Annotated in this window: 21 protein-coding genes and 1 pseudogene; 8 read left to right on the forward strand and 14 right to left on the reverse strand. The window is 41.7% G+C overall.

The window, feature by feature from the left end; genetic code table 11:
- Window positions 1-61 precede the first annotated feature (61 nt).
- A pseudogene (locus ABMY35_RS06075) lies at window positions 62-2,596 on the forward strand (EAL domain-containing protein).
- Between the two features lie 83 nt (window positions 2,597-2,679).
- Here the strand turns inward: ABMY35_RS06075 and ABMY35_RS06080 are convergent.
- From ABMY35_RS06080 to rsmD, 12 genes are all read right to left on the reverse strand, one after another.
- On the reverse strand, window positions 2,680-3,495 hold the full coding sequence (locus ABMY35_RS06080) for a DUF2797 domain-containing protein (RefSeq protein ID WP_349285448.1): 816 nt from the start codon (window positions 3,493-3,495) through the stop codon (window positions 2,680-2,682).
- A 271-nt stretch (window positions 3,496-3,766) separates the two neighbouring features.
- On the reverse strand, window positions 3,767-5,050 hold the full coding sequence (gene purD / locus ABMY35_RS06085; RefSeq protein WP_349285449.1) for a phosphoribosylamine--glycine ligase: 1,284 nt from the start codon (window positions 5,048-5,050) through the stop codon (window positions 3,767-3,769).
- A gap of 15 nt (window positions 5,051-5,065) precedes the next feature.
- Window positions 5,066-5,899, reverse strand: a complete 834-nt coding sequence (locus ABMY35_RS06090) for a methyltransferase (protein WP_349285450.1) — start codon at window positions 5,897-5,899, stop codon at window positions 5,066-5,068.
- 95 nt (window positions 5,900-5,994) lie between these two features.
- Window positions 5,995-7,581, reverse strand: a complete 1,587-nt coding sequence (gene purH, locus ABMY35_RS06095) for a bifunctional phosphoribosylaminoimidazolecarboxamide formyltransferase/IMP cyclohydrolase (protein WP_058030955.1) — start codon at window positions 7,579-7,581, stop codon at window positions 5,995-5,997.
- Between the two features lie 259 nt (window positions 7,582-7,840).
- Window positions 7,841-8,131 (reverse strand): DNA-binding transcriptional regulator Fis, encoded by a 291-nt coding sequence (gene fis, locus ABMY35_RS06100; RefSeq protein ID WP_005491017.1) that lies wholly within the window; start codon window positions 8,129-8,131, stop codon window positions 7,841-7,843.
- A 15-nt stretch (window positions 8,132-8,146) separates the two neighbouring features.
- Window positions 8,147-9,118 (reverse strand): tRNA dihydrouridine synthase DusB, encoded by a 972-nt coding sequence (gene dusB / locus ABMY35_RS06105; protein WP_349285451.1) that lies wholly within the window; start codon window positions 9,116-9,118, stop codon window positions 8,147-8,149.
- Window positions 9,119-9,396: 278 nt separating this feature from the next.
- Entirely contained in the window at window positions 9,397-10,275 is an 879-nt protein-coding gene (gene prmA, locus ABMY35_RS06110) for a 50S ribosomal protein L11 methyltransferase (RefSeq protein ID WP_349285452.1), read from the reverse strand.
- A gap of 68 nt (window positions 10,276-10,343) precedes the next feature.
- Window positions 10,344-12,179, reverse strand: coding sequence for an RNA polymerase sigma factor RpoD (rpoD, locus tag ABMY35_RS06115; RefSeq protein ID WP_349285453.1), 1,836 nt, complete (start codon window positions 12,177-12,179; stop codon window positions 10,344-10,346).
- A gap of 119 nt (window positions 12,180-12,298) precedes the next feature.
- Window positions 12,299-14,038, reverse strand: coding sequence for a DNA primase (gene dnaG, locus ABMY35_RS06120; protein WP_349285454.1), 1,740 nt, complete (start codon window positions 14,036-14,038; stop codon window positions 12,299-12,301).
- A gap of 74 nt (window positions 14,039-14,112) precedes the next feature.
- Window positions 14,113-14,559, reverse strand: a complete 447-nt coding sequence (locus ABMY35_RS06125; RefSeq protein WP_058030950.1) for a GatB/YqeY domain-containing protein — start codon at window positions 14,557-14,559, stop codon at window positions 14,113-14,115.
- Between the two features lie 21 nt (window positions 14,560-14,580).
- The gene (gene rpsU / locus ABMY35_RS06130) at window positions 14,581-14,796 is read right to left on the reverse strand and encodes a 30S ribosomal protein S21 (RefSeq protein ID WP_010362466.1); all 216 of its coding nucleotides are present in this window, start codon (window positions 14,794-14,796) and stop codon (window positions 14,581-14,583) included.
- A gap of 139 nt (window positions 14,797-14,935) precedes the next feature.
- Complete coding sequence (gene rsmD / locus ABMY35_RS06135) at window positions 14,936-15,523, reverse strand: 16S rRNA (guanine(966)-N(2))-methyltransferase RsmD (protein WP_349285455.1); 588 nt, start codon at window positions 15,521-15,523, stop codon at window positions 14,936-14,938.
- 184 nt (window positions 15,524-15,707) lie between these two features.
- Between rsmD and ftsY the strand changes: the two genes are divergently transcribed.
- From ftsY to ABMY35_RS06170, 7 genes are all read left to right on the forward strand, one after another.
- On the forward strand, window positions 15,708-17,705 hold the full coding sequence (ftsY, locus tag ABMY35_RS06140; protein WP_349285456.1) for a signal recognition particle-docking protein FtsY: 1,998 nt from the start codon (window positions 15,708-15,710) through the stop codon (window positions 17,703-17,705).
- Window positions 17,706-17,774: 69 nt separating this feature from the next.
- Window positions 17,775-18,452 (forward strand): cell division ATP-binding protein FtsE, encoded by a 678-nt coding sequence (ftsE, locus tag ABMY35_RS06145; RefSeq protein WP_349285457.1) that lies wholly within the window; start codon window positions 17,775-17,777, stop codon window positions 18,450-18,452.
- A complete protein-coding gene (ftsX, locus tag ABMY35_RS06150) occupies window positions 18,449-19,435 on the forward strand; it encodes a permease-like cell division protein FtsX (protein WP_138480798.1) in 987 nt (328 codons plus the stop codon). Before ftsE ends, ftsX begins: the two co-directional genes overlap by 4 nt.
- Window positions 19,436-19,715: 280 nt before the next feature.
- Window positions 19,716-20,579 carry an RNA polymerase sigma factor RpoH gene (gene rpoH / locus ABMY35_RS06155; RefSeq protein WP_349285458.1) on the forward strand — a complete coding sequence of 288 codons (864 nt, stop codon included), beginning with the start codon at window positions 19,716-19,718 and terminating at the stop codon, window positions 20,577-20,579.
- Between the two features lie 169 nt (window positions 20,580-20,748).
- Window positions 20,749-21,483, forward strand: coding sequence for a 1-acylglycerol-3-phosphate O-acyltransferase (locus ABMY35_RS06160; RefSeq protein WP_349285459.1), 735 nt, complete (start codon window positions 20,749-20,751; stop codon window positions 21,481-21,483).
- Window positions 21,461-21,796, forward strand: a complete 336-nt coding sequence (rraB, locus tag ABMY35_RS06165; RefSeq protein WP_130254004.1) for a ribonuclease E inhibitor RraB — start codon at window positions 21,461-21,463, stop codon at window positions 21,794-21,796. The genes ABMY35_RS06160 and rraB overlap by 23 nt, the downstream gene beginning before the upstream one ends.
- A 167-nt stretch (window positions 21,797-21,963) precedes the next feature.
- Window positions 21,964-23,202 carry an HD-GYP domain-containing protein gene (locus tag ABMY35_RS06170; protein WP_349285460.1) on the forward strand — a complete coding sequence of 413 codons (1,239 nt, stop codon included), beginning with the start codon at window positions 21,964-21,966 and terminating at the stop codon, window positions 23,200-23,202.
- Here ABMY35_RS06170 and ABMY35_RS06175 read toward each other — a convergent pair.
- Both ABMY35_RS06175 and ABMY35_RS06180 read right to left on the reverse strand, forming a co-directional pair.
- Entirely contained in the window at window positions 23,162-23,485 is a 324-nt protein-coding gene (locus tag ABMY35_RS06175) for a hypothetical protein (protein WP_349285461.1), read from the reverse strand. The two genes, ABMY35_RS06170 and ABMY35_RS06175, sit on opposite strands and share 41 nt — an antisense overlap.
- A gap of 98 nt (window positions 23,486-23,583) precedes the next feature.
- Entirely contained in the window at window positions 23,584-24,027 is a 444-nt protein-coding gene (locus ABMY35_RS06180; protein WP_349285462.1) for a hypothetical protein, read from the reverse strand.
- Window positions 24,028-24,033: the final 6 nt, after the last annotated feature.

Genomic DNA, 24,033 nt, shown 5'->3' on the forward strand with positions numbered 1-24,033 from the left:
AAAGTTTGTTTCTTAGCCAATATTATACTGGCAAAGATTGACTCATTGCGAGGAGTGCTTAATGACAACTGAAAGTCGTCAACTAAAGGTCAAAGATATCTTTACCAACCAGCTGCTATCGTGTGATATCAGCACCTCATTATTTAGTGCGGTAACAAAAATGCGTGCGCACAAAGTTAGCTCTATTTTTGTCACGGAAGAAGACAAAATTGTAGGTATCTGGACCGAATCAGATTGCGTTAAGCTCAACTTTTCACAGCAAGGCTTTCAGCAAACACCTATTGGGGAATTGATGGCTACGCCAGTACAAAGCGTGCAAATTGATAAAAGCCTCAGTGAAGCTACCATCAAATTTCACCAATTAGGTATTCGCCATCTACTGGTTAAAGATGAGCACTTTGAGCCTGTTGGCGTAGTGTCATTGTCAGATATTGTGCGTAATCAGGGGTTAGATCATTATCTGCATTTTAGGCCAATAGAAGATCACTACGAAAAGAAGGTGACCATTTTAGATAGCAATGATTGCATCTCAAAAGTTATTGATGTGATGCGAATTAAGCAAGTTACAGCTGTGCTCATTCATAATATGTTTCTCGGTGAATATGGCATTATTACGCAAAGAGACATTGCTTATATGGTGCTTAACCCTGATTGGCGTATGCCATGCTGGGAGTTAGCCAGCTACCCAATGCAGTCAGTGGTTCCTAAAGACAGTTTGTTTGATGCTTACCGGTTAATGACTGCAAACTCTATTCGTCATTTAGTGGTCAAAGAGCCAACTACAGAGCAGGTTATTGGCTTGCTGGCATTAAAAAATGTCTTAACCGAAATTGAAACCGCATACTGTAGTGAACTCGAAAAAGTGCTTGCCCAACGCGACCTTGCGCTGCAAAAATCAGAGAAGAACCTCTACCTTGCGAATCGCATTATAGATGCGTCTCTAGATGGTATTATGATCACCAGAAGTTCAGGTGAAATTATTCAGATAAATCCTGCTTTTAGTGCCCTGACAGGCTACAAGGACTACGAAGTATTGGGCAAAACTCCCAATATTTTAAGCTCTGGTATTCATCCTCAGGAATACTATAAACAAATGTGGGATGAGTTAAATGAAAAAGGGGTATAGCAGGGGGAGGTTTGTAATCGTAAGAAAAATGGCGACATTTATGTAGAGTGGCTGACTATCATTGAAATCAACGAGCCTTATAGTGATGATGTGCTATACGCCGCTATTTTTAGTGACATTACAGAACGTAAAAATGCCGAAGAAAAAATTGTTCGCCTTGCCTATTTTGACGAATTAACAGGACTACCAAATCGTCGTTTGTTTAACGACCGGCTTTCGATGGCGCTTGCATCAGCGCACAGAGATAAACAAAAGCTATCAGTCATGTTTATTGATTTAGACCGCTTCAAAGAGGTCAACGATACCCTTGGTCACAGTGCTGGCGATGAGCTACTTATAAAAGTGAGTGAACGTATTAAAGGGCAGCTCAGAGAAGGCGACACATTAGCAAGACTCGGTGGTGATGAATTTGTGGTGTTACTGACTGAAGTAAAAGACTTGGCCGATGTGGTGTCGTTTGCCAATGATATTTTAGACTTGCTCGGGCAGCCATTTGAAATTAGCGGTATGAGTGTCGGGGCTACGGCATCTATAGGCGCGGCTGTGTACCCCGAAGATGGTTTAGACAGCGAATCTTTGCTTAAGCATGCTGATGTTGCTATGTACCGCTCTAAAGAGGTAGGGCGTAACTCTTTTCAGCTCTATAAAGCCTCTATGAATGCGCGTTCGTTAGAGCGTTTGTCGATGTTAAGCCGTTTTCAAAGCGCTTTAGAATGTAATGAATTTGAGCTTCATTACCAGCCAGTACAATGTTTAAACGAAGAGCACATTTCTAGTGTTGAGTGTTTACTTAGATGGCAAGATCCAAATTTAGGTATGATCTCACCAGCTCAATTTATTCCACTTGTTGAGGAGCTGGGCTTAATCACTAAATTGGACCAGTGGGTGATCAATTGGGCCTGTGAAAAAATGGCATTTTGGCGCCATCAAGGTATTCAACTGCAACGCATTGCGATCAATGTTTCGGCACAACATTTACATCAAGGTGAACTGGCTTTAACTGTGGCAAATGCCTTAGAGCGACATCAACTTCCGGGAAATTGCTTAGAAATAGAATTAACTGAAAACAGCTTTATCTGTAACTTACAAGAAGCAAAGAGCGAGCTGAAAAAGCTAAAAGCGTTAGGGGTTTCGATTGCGCTAGATGATTTTGGCACTGGTTATTCAGCCTTGAGTTATTTAACTAAGTTACCTATTGACGTATTAAAAATCGATGCAAGCTTTACTGCGAAAGTCCCTGATGAATATGGCAATAGTGAGATTGTGACAGCAATAGTAGCTATGGCAAAAGCCTTAAAGTTGAAAGTAGTTGCTGAAGGAGTAGAGAAGCAAGTTCAAAAGGAGTTCTTGAAGCAGCTAGACTGCCATTACTTGCAAGGTTATTTGTTCTGTCGGCCTTTAAGTGAGTCGCAATGGTTGAGTTTTTACCAAAAGCGTACAGGTTCAAAATTAGAGGCACCGATGCATTAAATGCATCGGTGTTTTGTATTAAGGATAACTTAACCTGAACTTAGGTTAAGAAATTTACTAATTTAACCAGAGCTCAGGTTAACTTATAAGGCTTCGAAAGCCACTTCGTAAGAGGTGAATTTACGAATGTTGATAACGCCTTTATCAAAGATTAAGTACTGACCTTTAATACCTTCAAGTACGCCAGACACTTCAGGATCTTTGTCGAAGTTAAACGAGCTGATCTTGGTCGGGTATTCTGTCACAGGGAAATCTAAATCAACGACTTCTTCATCTAATTGTTCAATGGCGGTGGCACCAAACAATTCAGCCAGCTCATCTAATTTAGCCTGAATCTGAGGAATAAGCTCAGCAGCAGCGGTTTTTAAATCAACATCGACACTGACACCTTTGAGCATATTGCGCCAATTGGTTTTATCGGCAATGAACTCGGCTAAAGCGACTTCTACGAGACCTGACTGTAAGCGTGTTTGCACTTTAAAAATTGGCAGGGCTTGCGTCGCACCTTGGTCAATCCAGCGTGCAGGAATTTGTGTATGGCGAGTAATACCGACTTTTAACCCAGATGTATTTGCAAGGTAAACATAATGCGGGATCATGCAATTCGCTTCACCCCATTCAGGCTCGCGACAGGTACCTTGATCAAAATGACAAGTTTCAGGTTTCATAATACACATGTCACAGCTTGCCAGTTTCTTCATACACACAAAGCAATGACCTTGTGAGTAACTTTTTTTGGTTTTTTTACCACAGCTACAACAGTAAATATTACCCGTGAAAGTTAGCTTAATCGCTTTGCCGAAATATTGGTTTAGATTAACTAATTCATCGCCTAGTGGAAGGTGATATTGAATCGGTTGAGTGTGATCTGCTTTTAGTTTACGCAGTGTACCTTGCATCTTTACGCCCCTAAAGATGTGAAAATTTAAGTGCGCAGTCTAGCAAAGCTGGTGGATAGATTATACCAATTTTATTAACTGACTAATCATTCTAGCGAGCTAAAAAGCCCACTAACTTCGTCTGAAATTTTTAATATAGAACAACTATATATCAAAATATCATCCTTGTTATTGAACTTTTTTTCTGTCGCAATAATAGGCCAGTAATTTAATGCAATTGGTATGAGAAAGGCCCTATAAAGGGCCTTTAATCATCTAAATAGATGTGAGATTACTGTTCGCGAGCAATGGCGCGATAAGCGATATCAGTACGGAACTCAACGCCGTCCCAATTGATTTCGTTAACCAGTGCATACGCACGCTTTTGCGCTTCAGTCACAGTGTGACCAAGTGCAGTCGCACAAAGTACACGACCGCCTGCTGTTACAACGTTTTCGCCATCTTGTTTAGTACCTGCGTGGAATACTTTCTCGCCTTCAGCGTAATCAACACGAAGACCTGAGATAGCATCACCTTTTGGATAGCTACCAGGGTAGCCTTTTGATGCAAGTACGACGCCTACCGCTGCACGTGAATCGAACTTAATTTCAGTTTGATCTAGCTCTTCACGGTTTGCCGCTTGAATTAGCTCTACTAAGTCAGACTGTAAACGTAGCATGATAGGTTGAGTTTCAGGATCACCGAAACGACAGTTATACTCGATTACCTTAGGCGTACCATCAGCGGTGATCATAAGACCTGCGTATAGGAATCCTGTGTAAGGAGCACCTTCACTAGCCATACCTTCAACCGTTGGGTTGATCACTTCGTTCATGATGCGCTCATGAATGTCAGCGGTTACAACAGGTGCAGGAGAGTAAGCACCCATACCACCCGTGTTAGGACCTTGGTCACCGTTGTATGCACGTTTGTGGTCTTGGCTTGTTGCAAATGGTAGCACATTTTTACCGTCAACCATGACGATGAAAGAGGCTTCTTCACCTTCAAGGAATTCTTCGATAACTACACGACTACCCGCTTCACCGAATGCATTTCCAGCAAGCATATCGCGGATTGCTTCTTCCGCTTCTGCTTCTGTCATTGCAACGATCACACCTTTACCTGCAGCAAGGCCATCAGCTTTAACAACAATCGGAGCGCCTTTTTCTTTTAGATAAGCAAGTGCAGGTTCGATTTGTTCAAACGTTTGATATTCCGCAGTTGGAATATCATGGCGTGCTAAGAAGTCTTTTGTGAACGACTTAGAGCCTTCTAGTTGTGCTGCTGCCGCTGTTGGGCCGAAGATAGCTAGACCTTCTTCACGGAAGCGGTCAACCACACCAATTACTAATGGTGCTTCAGGGCCAACAATGGTTAGCTCGACGTTGTTGTCTTTTGCAAATGTAACAAGTGCATCTAGGTCTTCAACTCCAATCGCTACATTTTCTAACTTAGGCTCTAGTGCTGTGCCTGCATTACCAGGTGCAACAAAAACGGTTCTTACAGAAGGGTTTTGAGCGGCTTTAAACGCAAGCGCGTGTTCACGGCCGCCACTGCCAATGACTAGTACATTCATGGCGTATTTATCCTATTATAACTTTTTGAATTTTAGGGTCATGCGATCGCTTTCCCCAATTGCCTTATACTGCTCAGCTTTTTCTTCACCTAAAGCTAAACGTGGTGGCAATGTCCAAACACCTTTCGGGTGATTAGCGCTATCAAGTGGGTTAGCGTTAATTTCGCTTGCTTCTACCAATTCAAAACCTGCTTTTTTAGCAACTTCGATAACATAGCTTTGCTTCATATACCCTGATGACTTTTGGTCTTCGTCGGCACGGTGTTCTGGTAAACGGTGTTCAACAACACCTAAGATACCACCCGTTTTAAGCGCTTTATTAAATGCTTTAAATGCACTTAAAGTGCTGTCTTCGCCACCACGCATGTACCAGTTGTGTACATTACGGAAAGTTAAAACCATGTCAGCAGAGCCTGTAGGGGCAATGTCTGAGTGAGTGACCGGTGCAAACTCGGTAATTTTTACTTCGCTAAAGCGAGTATCTTCAGCCACTTTCTGTTTAAAGCCAGCTAGTGAGCGCTGGTAATAACCTACTTTTGAATCAGCAGGGAAATGCGCTGCATAAAAAGTACCCTGGCCTTTAACAGCAGGTGCTAAGATCTCTGAATACCAACCACCACCAGGCGCAATTTCAACCACTGTCATATTTGGCTTAAGGCCAAAAAACTCAAGGGTTTGTGCTGGGCGACGGTATTGGTCACGAGCACGGTTCTTATCAGAACGTGCGCTATCAGCCACAGCAGAGGTTAACTCAGCAGAGCTAGATGATGTTGATGAACCTGTTGCAGAACAACCAGCAATGGCAGTAACAATGCTAGCAGCGAGAAGTGTTTTTAAACCGAATTTCATTTTTTATGTCCTTCACTTTGAGTGTGTTTTAAGCAGACTACTTGAAATTGGGAGAAAGAAAAAGCGCGAAACGATGAATGTTTCGCGCCTATCGATTAGTGACGGAAGTGGCGCATGCCAGTAAATACCATCGCCATGCCAGCTTCATCAGCTGCTGCGATAACTTCTTCGTCACGCATTGAACCACCTGGTTGAATAACCGCAGTGATACCCGCTTCAGCAGCGGCGTCAATACCGTCACGGAATGGGAAGAATGCGTCAGAAGCCATAACAGAACCTTTAACTTCTAGGTTCTCGTCAGCTGCTTTAATACCAGCAATCTTCGCAGAGTAAACGCGGCTCATTTGACCTGCGCCTACACCAATTGTCATACCGTCTTTTGCGTATACAATTGCGTTTGATTTAACGAACTTAGCTACTTTCCAGCAGAACATTAGATCTTTCAGTTCTTGCTCTGTTGGCTGGCGCTTAGAAACCACTTTAAGGTCACCCATTTCAACCATGCCTTGGTCACGGTCTTGTACTAAGATACCGCCATTAACACGTTTGATGTCAGCTTGCGTCGTTTTGCTTGACCATTCGCCACACTCAAGAAGACGAACGTTCTTCTTAGCAGCAACAATTTGCGTCGCTTCTGCAGAGATACTTGGTGCGATGATCACTTCAACGAATTGACGTGAAACAATCGCTTCTGCTGTATTTGCATCTAGCTCACGGTTGAATGCAATGATGCCACCAAATGCAGACGTAGGGTCTGTTTTGAAAGCGCGGTCGTAAGCTGCAAGAATGTCTTCGTCTACCGCTACGCCACATGGGTTTGCGTGTTTAACGATAACACACGCTGGCTTGTCGAACTCTTTTACACACTCAAGTGCTGCGTCAGTGTCAGCGATGTTGTTGTAAGAAAGGGCTTTACCTTGTAGCTGCTTTGCAGTTGCAACTGATGCTTCTTCAAGGTTGTTTTCAACATAGAAAGCAGCATCTTGGTGAGAGTTTTCACCGTAACGCATATCTTGCTTCTTAGTGAATTGCATGTTGATAGTACGAGGGAATTTAGTCTCAACTGCGGCTTCTTCAGTGTAGTCAGGGACCATTTTACCGAAGTAGTTGGCAATCATACCGTCGTATTGTGCTGTGTGCTCGTATGCTGCAATCGCAAGGTCAAAACGTGTTTGGTACGTCGTTGAGCCTTCGTTTGCTTGCATATCTGCAATAACGCGATCGTAATCTGATGCGTTTACAACAATTGTCACGTCTTTGTGGTTTTTCGCTGCAGCGCGCACCATAGTAGGGCCACCGATGTCGATATTTTCAATCGCATCTTCTAAAGTACAACCTTCTTTTGCAACAGTTTGTGCAAACGGGTAAAGGTTAACAACAACCATATCGATAGCTGAAATGTTGTTTTCTTCCATCACGCCTTCGTCTTGGCCGCGACGACCTAAGATCCCGCCATGTACTTTCGGGTGAAGGGTTTTTACTCGGCCATCCATAATTTCTGGGTGACCTGTGTAGTCAGATACTTCCGTGGCAGCAATGCCGTTCTCTGTTAGTAGTTTAAACGTACCGCCAGTTGAAAGTACTTCTACGCCTTGTGCACTTAGTGCGCGGGCAAATTCAACAATACCGGTTTTATCTGACACGCTTAGTAGCGCGCGACGAATTGGACGATGTATATCCATGATGGTTTGGGTTTCCTCAATGATTACTTAAGGGCTAGCTTAGAAGTGAGCTATTTTAGCCTAAAACGAATGAGAAAACGATTAAAAAGGCAGAGAAGAGGGTGAGAAAAACTGAATTTATGCTGTTGGTATTTTGCACAAAGTGTGTTTATTTGAAATTTAAGTATTAGTATATTAAAACGCTAAATTATTAAAATTTAGACAATAAAAAAGCACCCTAAGGCGCTTTTTTATATTAAGCATTAAGCAAAAACTGAAATTAGTTCATGCCGTACTTTTTAAGCTTCTTACGAAGAGTACCACGGTTGATACCTAGTAAGATCGCAGCACGAGTTTGGTTACCACGAGTATACGTCATTACTTCTTCTAAAAGTGGTGCTTCAAGCTCAGAAAGAACAAGATCGTAAACGTCTTGTACGTCTTGACCGTTAAGCTGTTTTAAATAGTGGTGTACAGCTTTTTTTACTGCATCGCGCAAAGGTTGCGGTTTCTCTTGTGACTGAACGTGAGCGTTAGTAATAAATGGAGAAGTCACATTTTGTTCGAACATCTTTATGTCTCTTTCTTAGTTAGCTGCTAGTGTTTTAAAGTATTGCTCTAATGCCTCGATTTGCTCATTTGGCGTTTCAAGGGCATTAAATACTCGCCTAAATTGACCTTCTTGGTCATGGGCCTGCAAATACCAAGATACATGTTTGCGTGCGATGCGCGCTCCCATCGGCTCCCCATAGAATTGATGAAGGTTTACTAAGTGCTCCATCAATATGCTTTGCACTTCAGATAATTCTGGTGCAGGCATATGCTCTCCGGTTCGCAAATAATGGTCTATCTCTCGGAAAATCCAAGGACGACCTTGGGCGGCTCGACCAATCATAATGGCATCTGCGCCCGTATATTCCAGTACCTGCTTCGCTTTCTCTGGAGAGGTAATGTCTCCATTGGCAACCACAGGAATTGATATTGAACGTTTAATATCCCGAATAGTGGCATATTCAGCTTCCCCTTTGTACATGCAAGCACGCGTGCGACCATGCACAGCCAAAGAAGCAATTCCATTACGTTCAGCTATCTTTGCAATCTCAACACCATTGCGGTTATCTGTATCCCAGCCAGTACGGATCTTTAATGTCACCGGTACATCAACGGCTGCGACAACTGCCTTAACAATTTCTTCAACCAGTTGTGGATACTGCAACAATGCAGAGCCTGCTAATTTCTTATTCACTTTCTTAGCGGGGCAGCCCATATTGATATCTATGATCTGCGCACCGTTATCTACATTGAACTGAGCTGCCTGTGCCATCAACTCAGGATCGGCACCTGCAATTTGTACTGAGCGAATACCAGACTCACCAGAATGATCCATACGGTTCATCGATTTATCTGTTTTCCATACTTTAGGGTTTGAAGACATCATTTCTGACACCGCAAGACCGGCACCCATTCGACGACATAGTTGTCTGAATGGTCTATCAGTGATCCCAGCCATCGGGGCTACAATCAAGTTGTTTTCAAGTTGGTATGGACCTATACGCACTGCTATCCAAATCTGCCTCGTTTCAAGGGGCGCTAAGTTTACGGTTTTTTTTGAAAAAATCAAAGGCTAATAATTGAACATTATTGCTTTTTTTTTGAACTTTATATCTTGACTTTTGATAACAGTTTGAAGGGGCTTTCTTATTGGGGGATTTTTGAGCAAAAACAGCATGTATGAAGAAAAATAATTTAGGTTATGAAAGTGAAAAAATCGTAAAGCCTGTTAAACACAGGCTTTAGCTGTTACAAGTTACTAACTCTACAGACAGGGTATTTTGTTTAACTTGCTTTCATTTGACCACTTACGCGCGTCCATTCTCCTTCTTGAGCAGTGGCTTCAAGGTCAATAAATGGCGCATAAACATCGGCAACAGATTGTGCTTGCTCTTCTAAAATACCTGACATGGCAATTGCACCTGTTGGCTTTAAGAAACCAAGAATGATTTCATGCAGTTCACGAAGTGGCTGAGCAAGGATATTTGCTACCACAATATCAGCATGAAACTCAGGTTGGTTTTCAGGTAGATATACTTCAAGCTGGTCGGCTACGCCGTTACGCTCTGCATTATCTTTAGAAGCAATCAATGCTTGCGGGTCAATATCAATACCAATCACGCGTTCAGCACCAAGTTTGATTGCAGCAATGCCCAAAATACCTGAGCCACAACCAAAATCGACCACTGTTTTCCCCGTCAGATCTTGGCTTTCTAGCCATTTTAAACAAAGGGCGGTTGTTGCATGTGTACCAGTACCAAATGCAAGGCCTGGATCCAGCAGTACGTTTACAGCATCTGGTTCTGGAATATCACGCCAGCTAGGGCAGATCCAAAGTCGCTCACCAAATTTGATTGGGTGGAAGTTATCCATCCATTCGCGTTCCCAGTCTTTGTCTTCTAGCTGTTCTATTTTGTAAGTAAGCGTATCAGCAATATTGGCTTTTAGATACGCGACAACCACGTCCATATCGTGTGCAGCATCGAACAGACCAATTACCATAGTTTCTGGCCATAGGATGACTTCGCCCGGTTTTGGTTCGTATACCGGAGTATTACTGCCGTCCATAAAAGTGACTGATGGACAGCCTACGTCTAAAAGTAAATCACTGATTTGGTCAGCGCTTTCTTTGTTAGCGTGAATGCGAATTTGGATCCAAGCCATGGGTATTCCTAAATAATAAGTTAATAAAAAGGCCGCTTATAGCGGCCTTCAAAATAAGTTTTTTATTCTTAGCCTTTAACGTCTAAGAAGCTCTTTAATAAGTCAGAGCGTGAAGGGTGGCGAAGCTTACGAAGTGCTTTAGCTTCAATCTGACGAATACGCTCACGTGTTACGTCAAACTGTTTACCTACCTCTTCTAATGTGTGGTCAGTATTCATATCGATACCGAAACGCATACGAAGTACTTTTGCTTCACGAGCTGTTAAACCTGCTAACACTTCGTTCGTTGCGCCACGAAGACTTTCCATCGTTGCTGAATCAATCGGAGACTCAATTGTCGTGTCTTCGATGAAATCACCTAAGTGCGAATCTTCATCATCACCAATTGGTGTTTCCATTGAGATTGGCTCTTTCGCAATCTTCAATACCTTACGGATCTTGTCTTCAGGCATCATCATGCGCTCTGCCAGCTCTTCAGGACTTGGCTCGCGACCCATTTCTTGTAGCATCTGACGTGAAATACGATTTAGTTTGTTAATCGTTTCAATCATATGTACTGGAATACGGATTGTGCGTGCTTGGTCAGCGATAGAACGTGTAATTGCCTGACGGATCCACCAAGTCGCATAAGTTGAGAACTTATAACCACGGCGGTATTCGAACTTATCAACTGCTTTCATTAAACCAATGTTACCTTCTTGGATAAGATCCAAGAATTGTAGGCCACGGTTGGTGTATTTTTTCGCAATTGAAATTACAAGACGTAAGTTCGCTTCAACCATTTCTTTTTTCGCACGGCGAGCTTTAGCTTCACCAATACTCATACGACGGTTGATGTCTTTGATACGCTCAATTGTTAAACCTGTGCTTTCTTCGATCGCTTTAAGTTTGTTGATACAGCGCTCTACTTCAGGCTTAACGTCTTGTAATTTTACTGAATACTTTTCGTTAGCCGCAATTTCTGCGTCAACCCAAGCCATATCAGTTTCGTTGTTAGCAAAGTGCTTAACAAAAGTCTTCTTCGGTACCTTAGCGATTTGTACCACTTGCTTCATGACAATACGTTCTTGAACACGTACTTTGTCCATCATTTCACGCATGTTGTTAACCATGCGGTCGAATTGCTTAGGTACTAGCTTGAAAGTACGGAAGTGATCACCAATTTCAGTAATTGCAACTTGCGCATCAGGATGAGCACGACCTTTTGTTTCAAAGATAACGCGTGCAGCATTATAAAGCTCACGAAGTTTTTCGAAGTTTTCGCGTGCTTCTTCAGGATCTGGACCTGTATCTGCTTCTTCTTCGTCTTCGTCATCTGAGTCATCGTCTTCATCATCAAGCTCTTCTTCGCTTAATTCAGAACCGATGTGTGTAGCCGAGATTTGAGTTTCTTCAGCATCAGGATCGAAGAAACCAGAAATAATATCGCTAAGGCGAATTTCTTCAGCTTCAAATTTGTCCCATTGCTCAAGCAGGTAAGTGATGGCTTCAGGGTACTCAGCAACTGAGATTTGTACTTGGTTGATACCTTCTTCAATACGTTTAGCGATTTCGATTTCGCCTTCACGCGTAAGTAGTTCAACAGTACCCATTTCACGCATGTACATGCGTACCGGATCGGTAGTACGACCGATTTCTTTTTCCACAGTTGCAAGTGCGGCAGCGGCTGCTTCAGCAGCATCTTCGTCTGTCGTAGTTTCTTGCATCATTAGTTCATCGGCATCTGGTGCATTTTCAGCAACCTTGATACCCATGTCATTGATCATACTAATGATGTCTTCTACTTGATCTGAATCTATGATGTCCTGTGGAAGGTGATCGTTAACTTCTGCAAACGTTAAGTAACCTTGTTCTTTACCTTTCTGAATCAGAAGTTTGAGTTGTGACTGAGGAGATTGATCCATAGAGAATTATGCTTCCACTCTGATAAGTTGATACAACAGGCGCTAGCACTACAGCATTTTAAGCTAGACGCACGTGAATAGAACATTATAACAGCAATGATTAATGTTCGCTAGTCATTCTAACGTTTAAGTGCCTGAGTTAATAACGCAAGCTCGAGTTTTTCGTCTCTACTTAAACCGTCGGTCTTGTCTTTTATTAATAAGGTCTCGTGTCGGTAATTTAAACACTGGTTTTCAATAAACTGGAAAGTATCTTTAAAATAATCTTCCAGCTTTTCATCAGCGACACCATGTTGCCAAACAGCCAGTTTTTTCAATGCGTCAAACTCAGGTGTATCTCGGTATTGCTCGAGTAGCTGTGCCGTCGTTATGTCATTATTTTGTAAACATAGATGCTGTATGTTGAGTAGCAGTTTAATGCCGGGAATGGCCATTTCGGCAAGTTCAGGCATGTATTCAACACTAGCTGCGAGCTTTGGGTGCTGTAATAATAAACCAATAGCGCCACGCATAGGTGTTACTTTGAACTTTCTTTCTATTGAAAGTTGCTCGTTTGGGTTATCGACTTTTTTAGCGAGCTGCTCTTTGGTTCGACCGATCAGCTTTGCCAATGTTTCTAGCAGGTTTTCTTGATAGAACTCACTGGGGACTTTAGAAATAAGCGGTAATGCATCGCTCATTAACTTGGCTTTTCCAGAGTCGGAAGTGACATCGCAATTTTCTAGTAACTTGCGAAACAGTACTTTTGAAAAGTCTTCAGCTTGATCTAAGCGAGATTCAAATGCATCTTTGCCTTCTTTTTGCACCAGTGAATCAGGGTCTTCACCATCCGGTAAAAAAACAAAGCGCAAAGATTTGCCATCTTTCAGATTACTTAACGCATTTTCGAGTGCCCGCCAAGCCGCATCGCGACCCGCTCTATCACCGTCATAACAACAAATAACTAAATCGGTTGTTCTGAATAGAGTCTGCATATGCTCTGGGGTTGTTGCTGTTCCAAGTGCCGCTACTGCGTAACTTATGCCTTGTTCGGCTAATGCCACAACATCCATATAGCCTTCAACAATGAGCATTTTCTCAAGCTTACTATTTGCTTGCTTTGCTTCATATAAGCCATACAACTCAAGACTTTTGTGGAAAATACGCGTTTCAGGCGAGTTCAAATACTTAGGGCCTTGATCATCCCCCATAACACGTCCGCCAAAAGCAACGACACGGCCACGCTTATCTCGAATAGGGAACATCAACCTATTACGGAAGAAGTCGAATTGTTTGCCTGGTGTTTTTTCGGATGCGAGTTTTAACTCGAGTAGTTGTTGCTTTTGTGCTGGATTGCGAGCAAGTTGATCACCTAATGCATTCCATTCGTCAGGGGCATAACCAATGAGGTATTTTTGAACCGTTTCACCAGATAACCCTCTACCTTTAACATAATCGATTACTTGCGTGGCATTTTTATGGTGTTTCAACTGGTGCTGAAAGAATTTTGCAGTTTGCAACATTAAGTCATAATCAGACTTTTTCTCTTGCATGCTGCGTTCAGGTTTACCTGAACCTTGCTCACGTGGTACTTCTAGGTTTAAAAGTGCAGCGAGTTCTTCAATGGCATCAACAAACTCGAGTTTGTCGTAGTCCATCATAAATGAAATAGCGTTACCGTTAGCGCCACAACCAAAGCAGTGGTAAAACTGTTTATCTCTAGAGACAGTGAATGAGGGAGTTTTCTCGTTATGAAAAGGGCAGCATGCTTGGTAATCTTTGCCTGCTTTTTTTAGACCAATCCGATTATCAATCAGGTCAACAATATCGGTTCTATCGAGCAGTTCGTCGATAAATTGTCTGGGAATCTTTCCTGCCATAAATACTCTAGAGTTTATACGAAGAAACCGAGCGCATGGCTCGGTTTACTTAAACATACTATCAGTATAAGGGATTATGCGCTTAATCTTTGCTTAATTAAACCAGAAACTTTGCCTAAATCGGCTTTGCCTTCAGCTTTTGCTTTGATTAAACCCATAACTTTACCCATGTCTTGCATACCTGCTGCGCCTGATTCGGCGATTGCAGCATCAATCAAAGCTAAAATTTCTTCTTCAGTCAAAGGCTGAGGTAAGAAAGCTTCAAGCGCTTCAATTTCATTGGCTTCAATTTCGGCTAAATCATCACGACCCGCATCTTTGTACTGGGTGTATGAATCACGGCGCTGCTTAACTAACTTAACTAAAACTGAGGTAATACCTGCATCGTCTAGTGTCGTTTTATTGTCAATTTCACGCTGCTTGATTTCAGCAAGAACCATACGAATTGCACCAAGGCGAACCTTGTCTTTTGCCTTCATTGATTCTTTTTGTGCGTCTTTTAGCTGTGTTAAAAGGCTCATTTATACAAGACCAAAAACGGATTAGTATAATTTAACGCGACGTGCGTTTTCGCGAGAAAGCTTCTTCATGTGACGCTTTACTGCAGCAGCTTTTTTACGCTTACGCTCAGCTGTTGGCTTTTCATAGTGCTCGCGACGACGAACTTCTGAAAGGATACCTGCTTTTTCACATGAACGCTTGAAACGACGAAGTGCTACGTCAAACGGTTCGTTCTCTCTTACTTTAATTACTGGCATTAAAAATTCACCTACCTAATTTATGAGCTAAGCTCATCTGATCAAATAATGACCACGTGGTTCAAAAATGGTGCGGTATTGTAAGCTGAAGCATTACCGCGTGTAAAGACTAAATTTTAGCAAATTACTTAGCATTTTCTTAATTTCGCTGATAAAGCCTGCAAAGTACTTGTCCTGCTTGTTTTTCTTTTAACACTTGCCAATTCTCAGGTGCATCAAAAGTACATTCTTTTTCGACTTCAACATAGATTAATGCCTCATCAGCAAGCCAGTCATTCTGTTCGAGTAAGTGGCAGCTTGGTTCGGCAAGCCCTTTTCTAAAAGGCGGATCAACAAAAACCAAATTAAACTTATCACCTTGATTTTCAATAGCTAAGTGTTCAATGGCACTCGTGTTAATTATATTTGTGTTATCTAGTTTTAAGGTGTTGGCATTGTTTTTTAGTTGTTCAGCGGCTTTCTTATTTAATTCAATAAAGGTCGCATGTGCTGCAAATCGTGATAAACATTCAAACCCCAAGCCGCCAGACCCTGCAAAGCAATCTAGTACATTGGCACCTCTGGTATCTTGCATTAACCAGTTAAACACCGTTTCTTTGACTCTATCAGTCGTTGGGCGCAACCCTTCTAAATCATTAACAGGTAACTTTCGGCCGCGAAATTGACCACTAATGATCCTAATGAAGCCATTATTGTTGGTTCGTTGAGGAGCTGATTTTTTTCTCATGCTTTTTGACATCAAACTGATTGTTATTTGGTGCTTAAATTAACCTAGGCAGCATTTTTACTACCTAGTGTTACGTGATACACTGGGCAAAGTTTTCAGTACAACTCTTATTAGCTAACGAAAAGCTTTGTTCTACCAGAGTGAGTTAGTTTATCAGACTTTATCTATATGGTATTTAGCGGGTATGGGAAAAAAGAATAAATTTCTGTCTTGGTTAGGTTTTGGCAAAAAAGACGAAGAGCAACAAAAGGCTCAACAAGCAGAAGAGCAGGCGCGATTAGAAGCTGAGAAGTTAGCACATGAAAAAGCCGAGCGTGAAGAAGCTGAGCGTTTAGCACGTGAAACAGAAGCGGCTGAGCAAGCACGTTTAGAAGCTGAAAGACTAGAACAAGAACGCATTGCTAAAGAACAAGCCGAACGTGAAGAAGCAGAGCGTTTAGCACGTGAAGCAGAAGCGGCTGAGCAAGCACGTTTAGAAGCTGAAAGACTAGAACAAGAACGCATTGCTAAAGAACAAACCGAACGTGAAGAAGCAGAGCGTTTAGCACGTGAAGCAGAAGCGGCTGAGCAAGCACGTTTAGAAGCTGAAAGACTAGAACAAGAACGCATTGCTAAAGAACAAGCCGAACGTGAAGAAGCAGAACGTTTAGCACATGAAGCAGAAGCGGCTGAGCAAGCGCGTTTAGAAGCTGAAAAGCTAGAACAAGAACGCATTGCTAAAGAACAAGCCGAACGTGAAGAATCAGAGCGCTTAGCGCGTGAAGCAGAAGCGGCTGAGCAGGCACGTTTAGAAGCTGAAAGACTAGAGCAAGAACGTATTGCTAAAGAACAAGCCGAGCGTGAAGAGGCAGAGCGTTTAGCGCGTGAAGCAGAAGCGGCTGAGCAAGCGCGTTTAGAAGCTGAAAGATTAGAGCAAGAACGTATTGCAAAAGAACAAGCCGAACGTGAAGAAGCAGAGCGCTTAGCGCGTGAAGCAGAAGCGGCTGAACAAGCTCGTTTAGAAGCTGAAAGATTAGAGCAAGAACGTATTGCAAAAGAACAAGCCGAACGTGAAGAAGCAGAGCGCTTAGCGCGTGAAGCAGAAGCGGCTGAACAAGCTCGTTTAGAAGCTGAAAGGCTAGAGCAAGAACGTATTGCAAAAGAACAAGCCGAACGTGAAGAAGCAGAGCGTTTAGCTCGTGAAGCAGAAGCGGCAGAGCAAGCACGTTTAGAAGCAGAAAAACTAGCTGAAGAAAAAGCCAAAGCGGAAAAGCCTAAAAAAGAAGGTTTCTTCTCTCGCCTTAAAAAAGGTCTTTTAAAGACAAAAGCAAATATTGGCTCTGGCTTTGCTTCTATCTTTAAAGGAAAGAAAATTGATGATGACCTTTTTGAGGATCTAGAAACGCAACTGCTTACTGCTGATTTAGGTGTTGATACCACCATGAAACTGATCGACAACCTAACAGATGCCGCTGACAGGAAGCAGCTTAAAGATGGTGAAGCGCTTTACGACTTAATGAAGCAAGAAATGGCAGAAATGCTAAAAGTTGCAGAGAAGCCATTAGAAATTAATTCGGATAAAAAACCATTTGTGATTTTAATGGTGGGCGTAAACGGTGTTGGTAAAACAACGACAATAGGTAAGCTTGCAAAGCAGTTTCAGCAAGAGGGCAAGTCAGTGATGTTGGCGGCTGGTGATACTTTCCGTGCAGCAGCTGTTGAGCAGCTTCAAGTTTGGGGTGAACGTAACGATATTCCAGTCGTTGCTCAGCATACAGGTGCTGATAGTGCATCAGTGGTATTTGATGCTTTCCAAGCTGCAAAAGCACGTAATGTTGATGTGTTAATTGCCGATACTGCGGGTCGTCTTCAGAATAAAGACAACTTAATGCAAGAGCTTGAAAAAATTGCGCGCGTTATGAAAAAGTTAGACCCTGATGCGCCGCATGAAGTCATGCTAACCATAGATGCGGGTACTGGTCAAAATGCCATCAGCCAAGTTAACCTATTTAATAAAGCGGTCGGCTTAACAGGTATCTCTTTAACTAAGCTAGATGGTACCGCGAAAGGTGGTGTTATCTTTGCTGTTGCCGATAAGTTCCAGATCCCTATTCGTTATATTGGCGTAGGTGAAGGCATTGATGACTTGAGAACTTTCAAGAGTGATGATTTTATCGAGGCGCTATTTAGCCAAGACGATTAACAAAGGAATAAAAGGGAGTGTTTACTCCCTTTTTGGTCTCAAAATAATAAAAGATAGTGAAGGCCTGATATGATCCGATTTGAAAATGTAAGTAAAACTTATCCTGGTGGTCATAGAGCGTTAGAAAAAGTCAGTTTTGAATTAGCTGATGGTGAGTTAGCGTTTTTAACTGGCCACAGTGGAGCTGGTAAAAGTACGCTGCTAAAGCTTATTAGCGTCATGGAAAGGCCTTCAGCGGGTCATGTATACATTAATGGCGTTAACTTAAACGTTGTGAAAAATCGACAAATACCCTACGTACGCCGTGATATTGGGATTATTTTTCAAAACCATCGACTGTTAGATAGATATAACGTGTTTGATAATGTGGCGCTGCCATTAGTGATTGAAGGGATGCACCACAAAAATATCACCAAACGTGTTCATGCTGCGTTAGATAAAGTGGGACTTTTAAATAAAGTAAAATGTCAGCCCAGTACTTTATCTGGCGGTGAGCAACAACGTGTCGGGATTGCGCGTGCTATCGTAAACTCTCCGCCTTTATTACTTGCAGATGAGCCAACGGGCAACTTAGATCCAGAATTATCAATGGAAATTCTCAAGCTGTTCGAAGATTTCAATCGTCATGGCACTGCTGTATTAATCGCGACCCATGACTTGGGGTTAATCGCTAGAATGAAGTATAAGAGCCTCACTTTGGATCATGGTCGTTTAATTACAGATCCATTAGCGCAGGGGGTGCTATGAGTTTACTTTTTAAAAGCCGTAACTCCCAAGGTGGCAGCAATAACCGTAATGGCATTAGTGCGCTGTACTTTTCGCTACTGAACTTTATTCGCCAAGGCATAAATAGTTTAGGTGAGATGTGGCGAACGCCAATCGCCTCTTTAATGACTATTTTGGTATTAGGGTTGAGCTTAACCCTACCAGCGACTTTGTATGTAGTCGTTAAAAACGTACAACAAGTGAGCAGTGGGTTTAGTGATGCCGCTGAGATATCACTATTCGTAAAGGAAGAGCTCAATGATGCACAAACGCAGACATTGGTAAAACGTTTAGCACTCTACCCAGAGATCGAAAGCGTCAGCTATATTTCGAAGTCTCAAGCTCTAAAAGAATTTAAACAGGTTTCAGGCTTTGGGCAGGCGTTAGATTACTTAGATGAAAACCCATTGCCGAATGTGGTGCTAGTGACGCCGACCGTGCGCTATAGAAAACCTCAAGCAGCCCAGCAGCTCCTGACTAAACTTGAAGCTGAAAGAGAGGTCGAATTTGGTAAGTTAGATATTGCCTGGTTAGAGCGGTTGAACGCACTTTTAAGCCTTTTAAAAGAAAGTGTATTTACAGTTGGCTTATTACTACTCAGTGCAGTGATACTCATCATAGGTAATACCATTCGTTTATCTATTATGGATAAAAAAGAAGAGATTCAAGTTTTAAAGCTAGTTGGTGCAACAAATGCTTTTATTCATACGCCATTTATCTGGACTGGTATATGGTATGGCGTAATAGGTGGATTTGTCGCATTCATGAGTGTGGTCATGATGCTATGGTGGCTAGAGTCAGCAGTGGCTATGGTAGCAGGTGTGTATCAAAGTAATTTTGTATTGACCGGCTTAAATGGCAACGAGTTATTAATTTTACTCTCATTGGCAATTGGGCTTGGCTTTAGTGGTTCTTATATTTCGGTTAGAAAATATATTAAAGACATAGAGCCAGATAAAGTTTAATTGAAGATAAATAGAGAGTGCTAAAATTAGCACTCTCAGCAATTTTTATGAACTTAACTGTCATTTATCTGTCATATCATTTCGTTAAATTCACAACTTGAAACACTTTTAAATTAATTTCAATAATCACTTTTTCTATATTTATCATTGGTTTATTTTTTTAATTCCAAAATTGAATAAAACTTCTTGCAATTAAGAACAGAAAAGTATTATATAGGTGTTAGCACTCTTAAGGTTAGAGTGCTAAAATCAGCTAAAATGTTTATCACTGAGGTGAAAAATGAGTAACGATATTTACGCAATGGCCCTGACAACAGGACAACAAAGCGCAAGTTTAGATGGCTACTTACAAACTGTAGGCCAAATTCCTATGCTTGATGCTGAGCAAGAGAAAGCATTAGCGACTCGCTTACATCAAGATGGTGATTTAGAAGCTGCTAAGCAACTTATTGTTTCTCACCTTCGCTTTGTAGCGCACATCGCTAAAAGCTATGCGGGTTATGGTCTGCCGCAAGCAGATTTAATCCAAGAAGGAAACATTGGTTTAATGAAAGCGGTAAAACGTTTTAACCCTGAAGTGGGTGTTCGCCTAGTTTCATTTGCTGTTCACTGGATTAAAGCCGAGATCCATGAATATGTATTGAAAAACTGGCGTATCGTAAAAGTTGCGACAACTAAAGCGCAACGGAAATTATTCTTTAATCTACGTAAGAATAAAAAGCGTCTAGGCTGGTTTAACCAAGATGAAGTAGCAACAGTTGCTAACGAGTTAGGTGTAAGTGAAAAAGAAGTTCGTGAGATGGAATCACGAATGAGTGGTCAAGACATGGGCTTCGACTTAACATCTGATGATAATGATGATGCACCAGCAAGCAGCTTCTCACCAGTACAGTACTTAACAGATCAAAGTGGCGATTTAGCTGATGTTGTTGAAGAAGAGCAATGGCAAGAGCAATCTCAAAACCGCCTGTTTGCAGCATTAAAAACCTTAGATGAACGCTCTCAAGATATCATTAGCTCACGTTGGTTAGCTGATGAAAAGGCTACCTTACAAGACTTAGCTGCTAAATATAATGTGTCAGCTGAGCGAGTCAGACAGCTTGAAAAGTCAGCGATGAAGAGGCTGCAATCAGCAATGCACTAAAATAGAATAAATTTCATAAAATGCCGCTATCTTTAGCGGCATTTTTTATGCCCGTAATAAGGCATACAGTTAGTCAGTGAACTTTGAAATGCTATAAAAGTACATTTGAGCTTACAAGTGTTCGCTAATTGATTATAATGCCGTGCTGATTTAAATAGGAGTATGGGTTTTGTTAGCTGTTTTACGTGTAATAGCTATGGCGCTATTTATTGTGTTGAGTTGTGTTTTTGGTTTATTGCTCTCAATCATTAGGCCGTTTCATAGAAACAATGTGCATATTATTGCTAGCTGGTTTGGCAAAATGTCGACAGTGGTAGGCGTTAAGTTAGAAATTAATGTCGATCCCAGTGCTCAAAAAGTTGGCCCAGCCATTTATGTCGCAAACCACCAGAACAACTATGACCTATTTACTCTACCTGCGGCAGTTCCTGAAAATACCGTGAGTATGGGTAAACACAGCTTAAAGTGGATCCCATTTTTTGGTCAGCTTTATTGGCTATCGGGTAACATTCTAATTAATCGAGGTAATCGTTCTAAAGCAATGGGTACCTTAGGTAAGTCAGTCGCAAAGATAAAAGATAATGGTTTATCTGTTTGGATGTTCCCAGAGGGCACCCGAAGCTATGGAAGAGGCTTATTACCGTTTAAAACCGGTGCATTTCATACAGCGATGAATGCAGATGTACCGGTGGTGCCGGTCTGTATGAATTCAACCCATGATTGTATTAAGCTAAATCGCTGGGACAATGGTACAATCTACATTGATGTATTGGCACCGATCACCCTTGATAAAGAAATCAGTGCCAGAGACCATGCTAGTGCAACACATACCCTGATGGCTGAACGTATTGCACAACTTGATGACAAGGTAAAAGAAGATAATGGAAAACTGGCGCGAAATTAGTGAAGACATCGTCGAATCTTTAATTGAAGACGGCTCTTCAACTGAAAAACTATACGAAGTTGAACATCACTTTGTAAGTGAAGATTTTAAGCAATTAGAAGAAGCAGCTTTAGCTGCATTTAAACTTGGCTATGACGTAGAAGACCCAGCAGAGCTTGAGCTAGAAGATGGGAGTAAGATCTGGGGCTTTGATGTTGTTGTTGAAGCAGAGTTAGACGTTGACGTTATTATGGAAGACGTTGATAAGTTAGCTGCGCTTGCTATTGAATGCAGAGTTGAATATGACGGCTGGGGCACTTACTTCCAAGAGTAGGCTGAAATCAGCGGAAATTACGAAGAGGAGTGAAAGCTCCTTTTTAATGCACTTTTTATAAGATTTTACTAGGGAGAATGTATTAAATTTCGTTTAAAAGATAGACGGGTTACGTTGAAAAATGATACAAACCATTCTGGTATCTAATTTGTTAAATTTATGTGCTTATGCTGGTTTCTTTGCCAATCTCTGAATTACAACCTGGGATGTTTGTAGATAGTGTATGCAAACAGCGCAGCGATGCCAAAATAAAAATAAAGTCCCGTGGTATGGTAAGGGATCAGGCGATTATTGCCCAGTTGCTTTCTAAAGGGGTAATGGAGCTAAAAATAGACTTTTCTCAAAGTGATATTGATGTTCCGGAAAAGTATCGGCCAGCACCAAAACAAGAAGAAAGCGAAACACCTAAAGAAGCCGCTCGTTCACCAATCAAGAAAGCATTCAAACCTGCAGTTGCAGAAAAATCTTTAGAGCAGGAATTTGCTAAGGCAAGTCAACAATTTGATCAACATTCTCAGCAATTAAAAAATTTATACAATGATCTAACCATAGGTGCAAAGCTTGATGTTTCTCTGCTTAATCAAGTTAGCAATGAAATCGTAGACTCAGTCTTACGTAACAGTAATGCGATGGCTATTTTGAGCCGCTTAAAAGACAAAGATGGCTACAACTGGCGTCACATGATCAACTGCACCATTTTAATGAGTGTGTTTGCTAAATACCTAGGCATTAAAAATGAGCAAATTCAGCAGTTAGCACTTGGCGCTATGTTACATGATGTAGGCCATACAAAATTACCCCAAGGGATCATTAATAAAACCGAAAACCTCAATGAGTTAGAATTTAAAGCACTGAAGAAACATGTGGTGCAATCATTAGGGCTGGTAAAAGGGGAGTCAGGGATCAGCCCGCTGGTGATGGATATGATTTTAAACCATCATGAAAGGGTGGATGGTTCAGGCTACCCAAGAGGCTTATCGGGCTCAAAAATCAGCAAACCAGCAAGGATGATGGCGATTGTCGATGTTTATGATGCAATGACGTCAGAGCGCCCTCATCAAAACGGTGAAGAGCCCATCCATGCATTACGTTATTTACTGGCAAATAAGCATCAGTTTGATGCACAGTTAGTGCAAAAGTTTATAAAGTGCTTAGGGGTTCACCCTGTCGGCACCATTGTGCGATTAACGAATGATAGGTTGGCACTTGTGCTTGAAGGGAATAAAAAATCACCCATGAAACCTAAGGTGAAAGTATTCTATAACACTAAGCACAAGCATCACATCACAGGAAAAGATCTTGATTTACATGCAGTCGAAGATGAAATTAAAGTCGTTGCCAGTGTTAGACCGAGTGATTACGAGCTCAATTTATCCCGCCTGTTAAGGTCTCATCTTTTAGTTTAGGTGTTTCGGAACGTGTTAAAGATTGCCATTTTGCAGATAATACCGCACCGAGTTGACAACTTGTCATCATAATAAGCCATAGAATAGTACCTTGTTCAGTGTGAAGTGCAAAGCAACTGCAAGCCAATGAAACGAGCGCAGCTAAAATTGTGCCTAACCAGAAAAGATTGATAGGATTATCACATTGTCCTGCTTTATTACAGGCGCAGTAATTGGCTTTACAAAAGCAATAAACACTTAATCCTGCAAACATCAAAGAGACTAGAATAAGCATGACGAACATGATGAAGGCTCCATTTTATGTTCCTTTAAAAGATAAGGCTTAGTTTAAAAAGGAGCCGAAAGATTGTCAATCTAAATGAGAATTAATATTATTTGGTTCTAGAAACGGTAGCCAATATGAATGCCACCAATAGACTTCACCTTTTCAGTGTCAGCTTGTTCGCAGAAAATGAAACATTCACCATCTTCTTCTTTTACGCCAAAACTCGCGCCCACATAAAAGCCTTCTTTACCTTGATTACTGAAGTAATAATTTGCTTTTGCGACTAAGAATCCGTCACTTGCATAGGCAGCTTGTTGTCCAAAGGTAAGTCCTAAATCGACATGATTGTTTAATTGATACTCATAGCCAAATGCATAGCCAATAATACCTACTGAGGCAAATGCGCTATGCTTCTCATTTATATCATATGTGTATTTTGCGCCAAGAACCCCACCATGTTCAAAGTGGCCAGCACCAAAAGACCAAGATGAATTATCATTTGCATGACTTGAAAGGCTGACGATAGACAATGTTGATGCGAGTAATAGTTGTTTAAGCATGGTTAA

The sequence above is a fragment of the Pseudoalteromonas sp. BZB3 genome (assembly GCF_040104455.1).
GTDB lineage: Bacteria > Pseudomonadota > Gammaproteobacteria > Enterobacterales > Alteromonadaceae > Pseudoalteromonas.

What these genes read in the sequence shown, in the direction of transcription:
- ABMY35_RS06080 (WP_349285448.1), bottom strand. Translation starts at nt 3,495, where the DNA reads ATGCAAGGTACACTGCGTAAACTAAAAGCAGATCACACTCAACCGATT.
- purD (WP_349285449.1), bottom strand. Translation starts at nt 5,050, where the DNA reads ATGAATGTACTAGTCATTGGCAGTGGCGGCCGTGAACACGCGCTTGCG.
- ABMY35_RS06090 (WP_349285450.1), bottom strand. Translation starts at nt 5,899, where the DNA reads ATGAAATTCGGTTTAAAAACACTTCTCGCTGCTAGCATTGTTACTGCC.
- purH (WP_058030955.1), bottom strand. Translation starts at nt 7,581, where the DNA reads ATGGATATACATCGTCCAATTCGTCGCGCGCTACTAAGCGTGTCAGAT.
- fis (WP_005491017.1), bottom strand. Translation starts at nt 8,131, where the DNA reads ATGTTCGAACAAAATGTGACTTCTCCATTTATTACTAACGCTCACGTT.
- prmA (WP_349285452.1), bottom strand. Translation starts at nt 10,275, where the DNA reads ATGGCTTGGATCCAAATTCGCATTCACGCTAACAAAGAAAGCGCTGAC.
- rpoD (WP_349285453.1), bottom strand. Translation starts at nt 12,179, where the DNA reads ATGGATCAATCTCCTCAGTCACAACTCAAACTTCTGATTCAGAAAGGT.
- dnaG (WP_349285454.1), bottom strand. Translation starts at nt 14,038, where the DNA reads ATGGCAGGAAAGATTCCCAGACAATTTATCGACGAACTGCTCGATAGA.
- ABMY35_RS06125 (WP_058030950.1), bottom strand. Translation starts at nt 14,559, where the DNA reads ATGAGCCTTTTAACACAGCTAAAAGACGCACAAAAAGAATCAATGAAG.
- rpsU (WP_010362466.1), bottom strand. Translation starts at nt 14,796, where the DNA reads ATGCCAGTAATTAAAGTAAGAGAGAACGAACCGTTTGACGTAGCACTT.
- rsmD (WP_349285455.1), bottom strand. Translation starts at nt 15,523, where the DNA reads ATGAGAAAAAAATCAGCTCCTCAACGAACCAACAATAATGGCTTCATT.
- ftsY (WP_349285456.1), top strand. Translation starts at nt 15,708, where the DNA reads ATGGGAAAAAAGAATAAATTTCTGTCTTGGTTAGGTTTTGGCAAAAAA.
- ftsE (WP_349285457.1), top strand. Translation starts at nt 17,775, where the DNA reads ATGATCCGATTTGAAAATGTAAGTAAAACTTATCCTGGTGGTCATAGA.
- ftsX (WP_138480798.1), top strand. Translation starts at nt 18,449, where the DNA reads ATGAGTTTACTTTTTAAAAGCCGTAACTCCCAAGGTGGCAGCAATAAC.
- rpoH (WP_349285458.1), top strand. Translation starts at nt 19,716, where the DNA reads ATGAGTAACGATATTTACGCAATGGCCCTGACAACAGGACAACAAAGC.
- rraB (WP_130254004.1), top strand. Translation starts at nt 21,461, where the DNA reads ATGGAAAACTGGCGCGAAATTAGTGAAGACATCGTCGAATCTTTAATT.
- ABMY35_RS06170 (WP_349285460.1), top strand. Translation starts at nt 21,964, where the DNA reads ATGCTGGTTTCTTTGCCAATCTCTGAATTACAACCTGGGATGTTTGTA.
- ABMY35_RS06175 (WP_349285461.1), bottom strand. Translation starts at nt 23,485, where the DNA reads ATGTTCGTCATGCTTATTCTAGTCTCTTTGATGTTTGCAGGATTAAGT.
- ABMY35_RS06180 (WP_349285462.1), bottom strand. Translation starts at nt 24,027, where the DNA reads ATGCTTAAACAACTATTACTCGCATCAACATTGTCTATCGTCAGCCTT.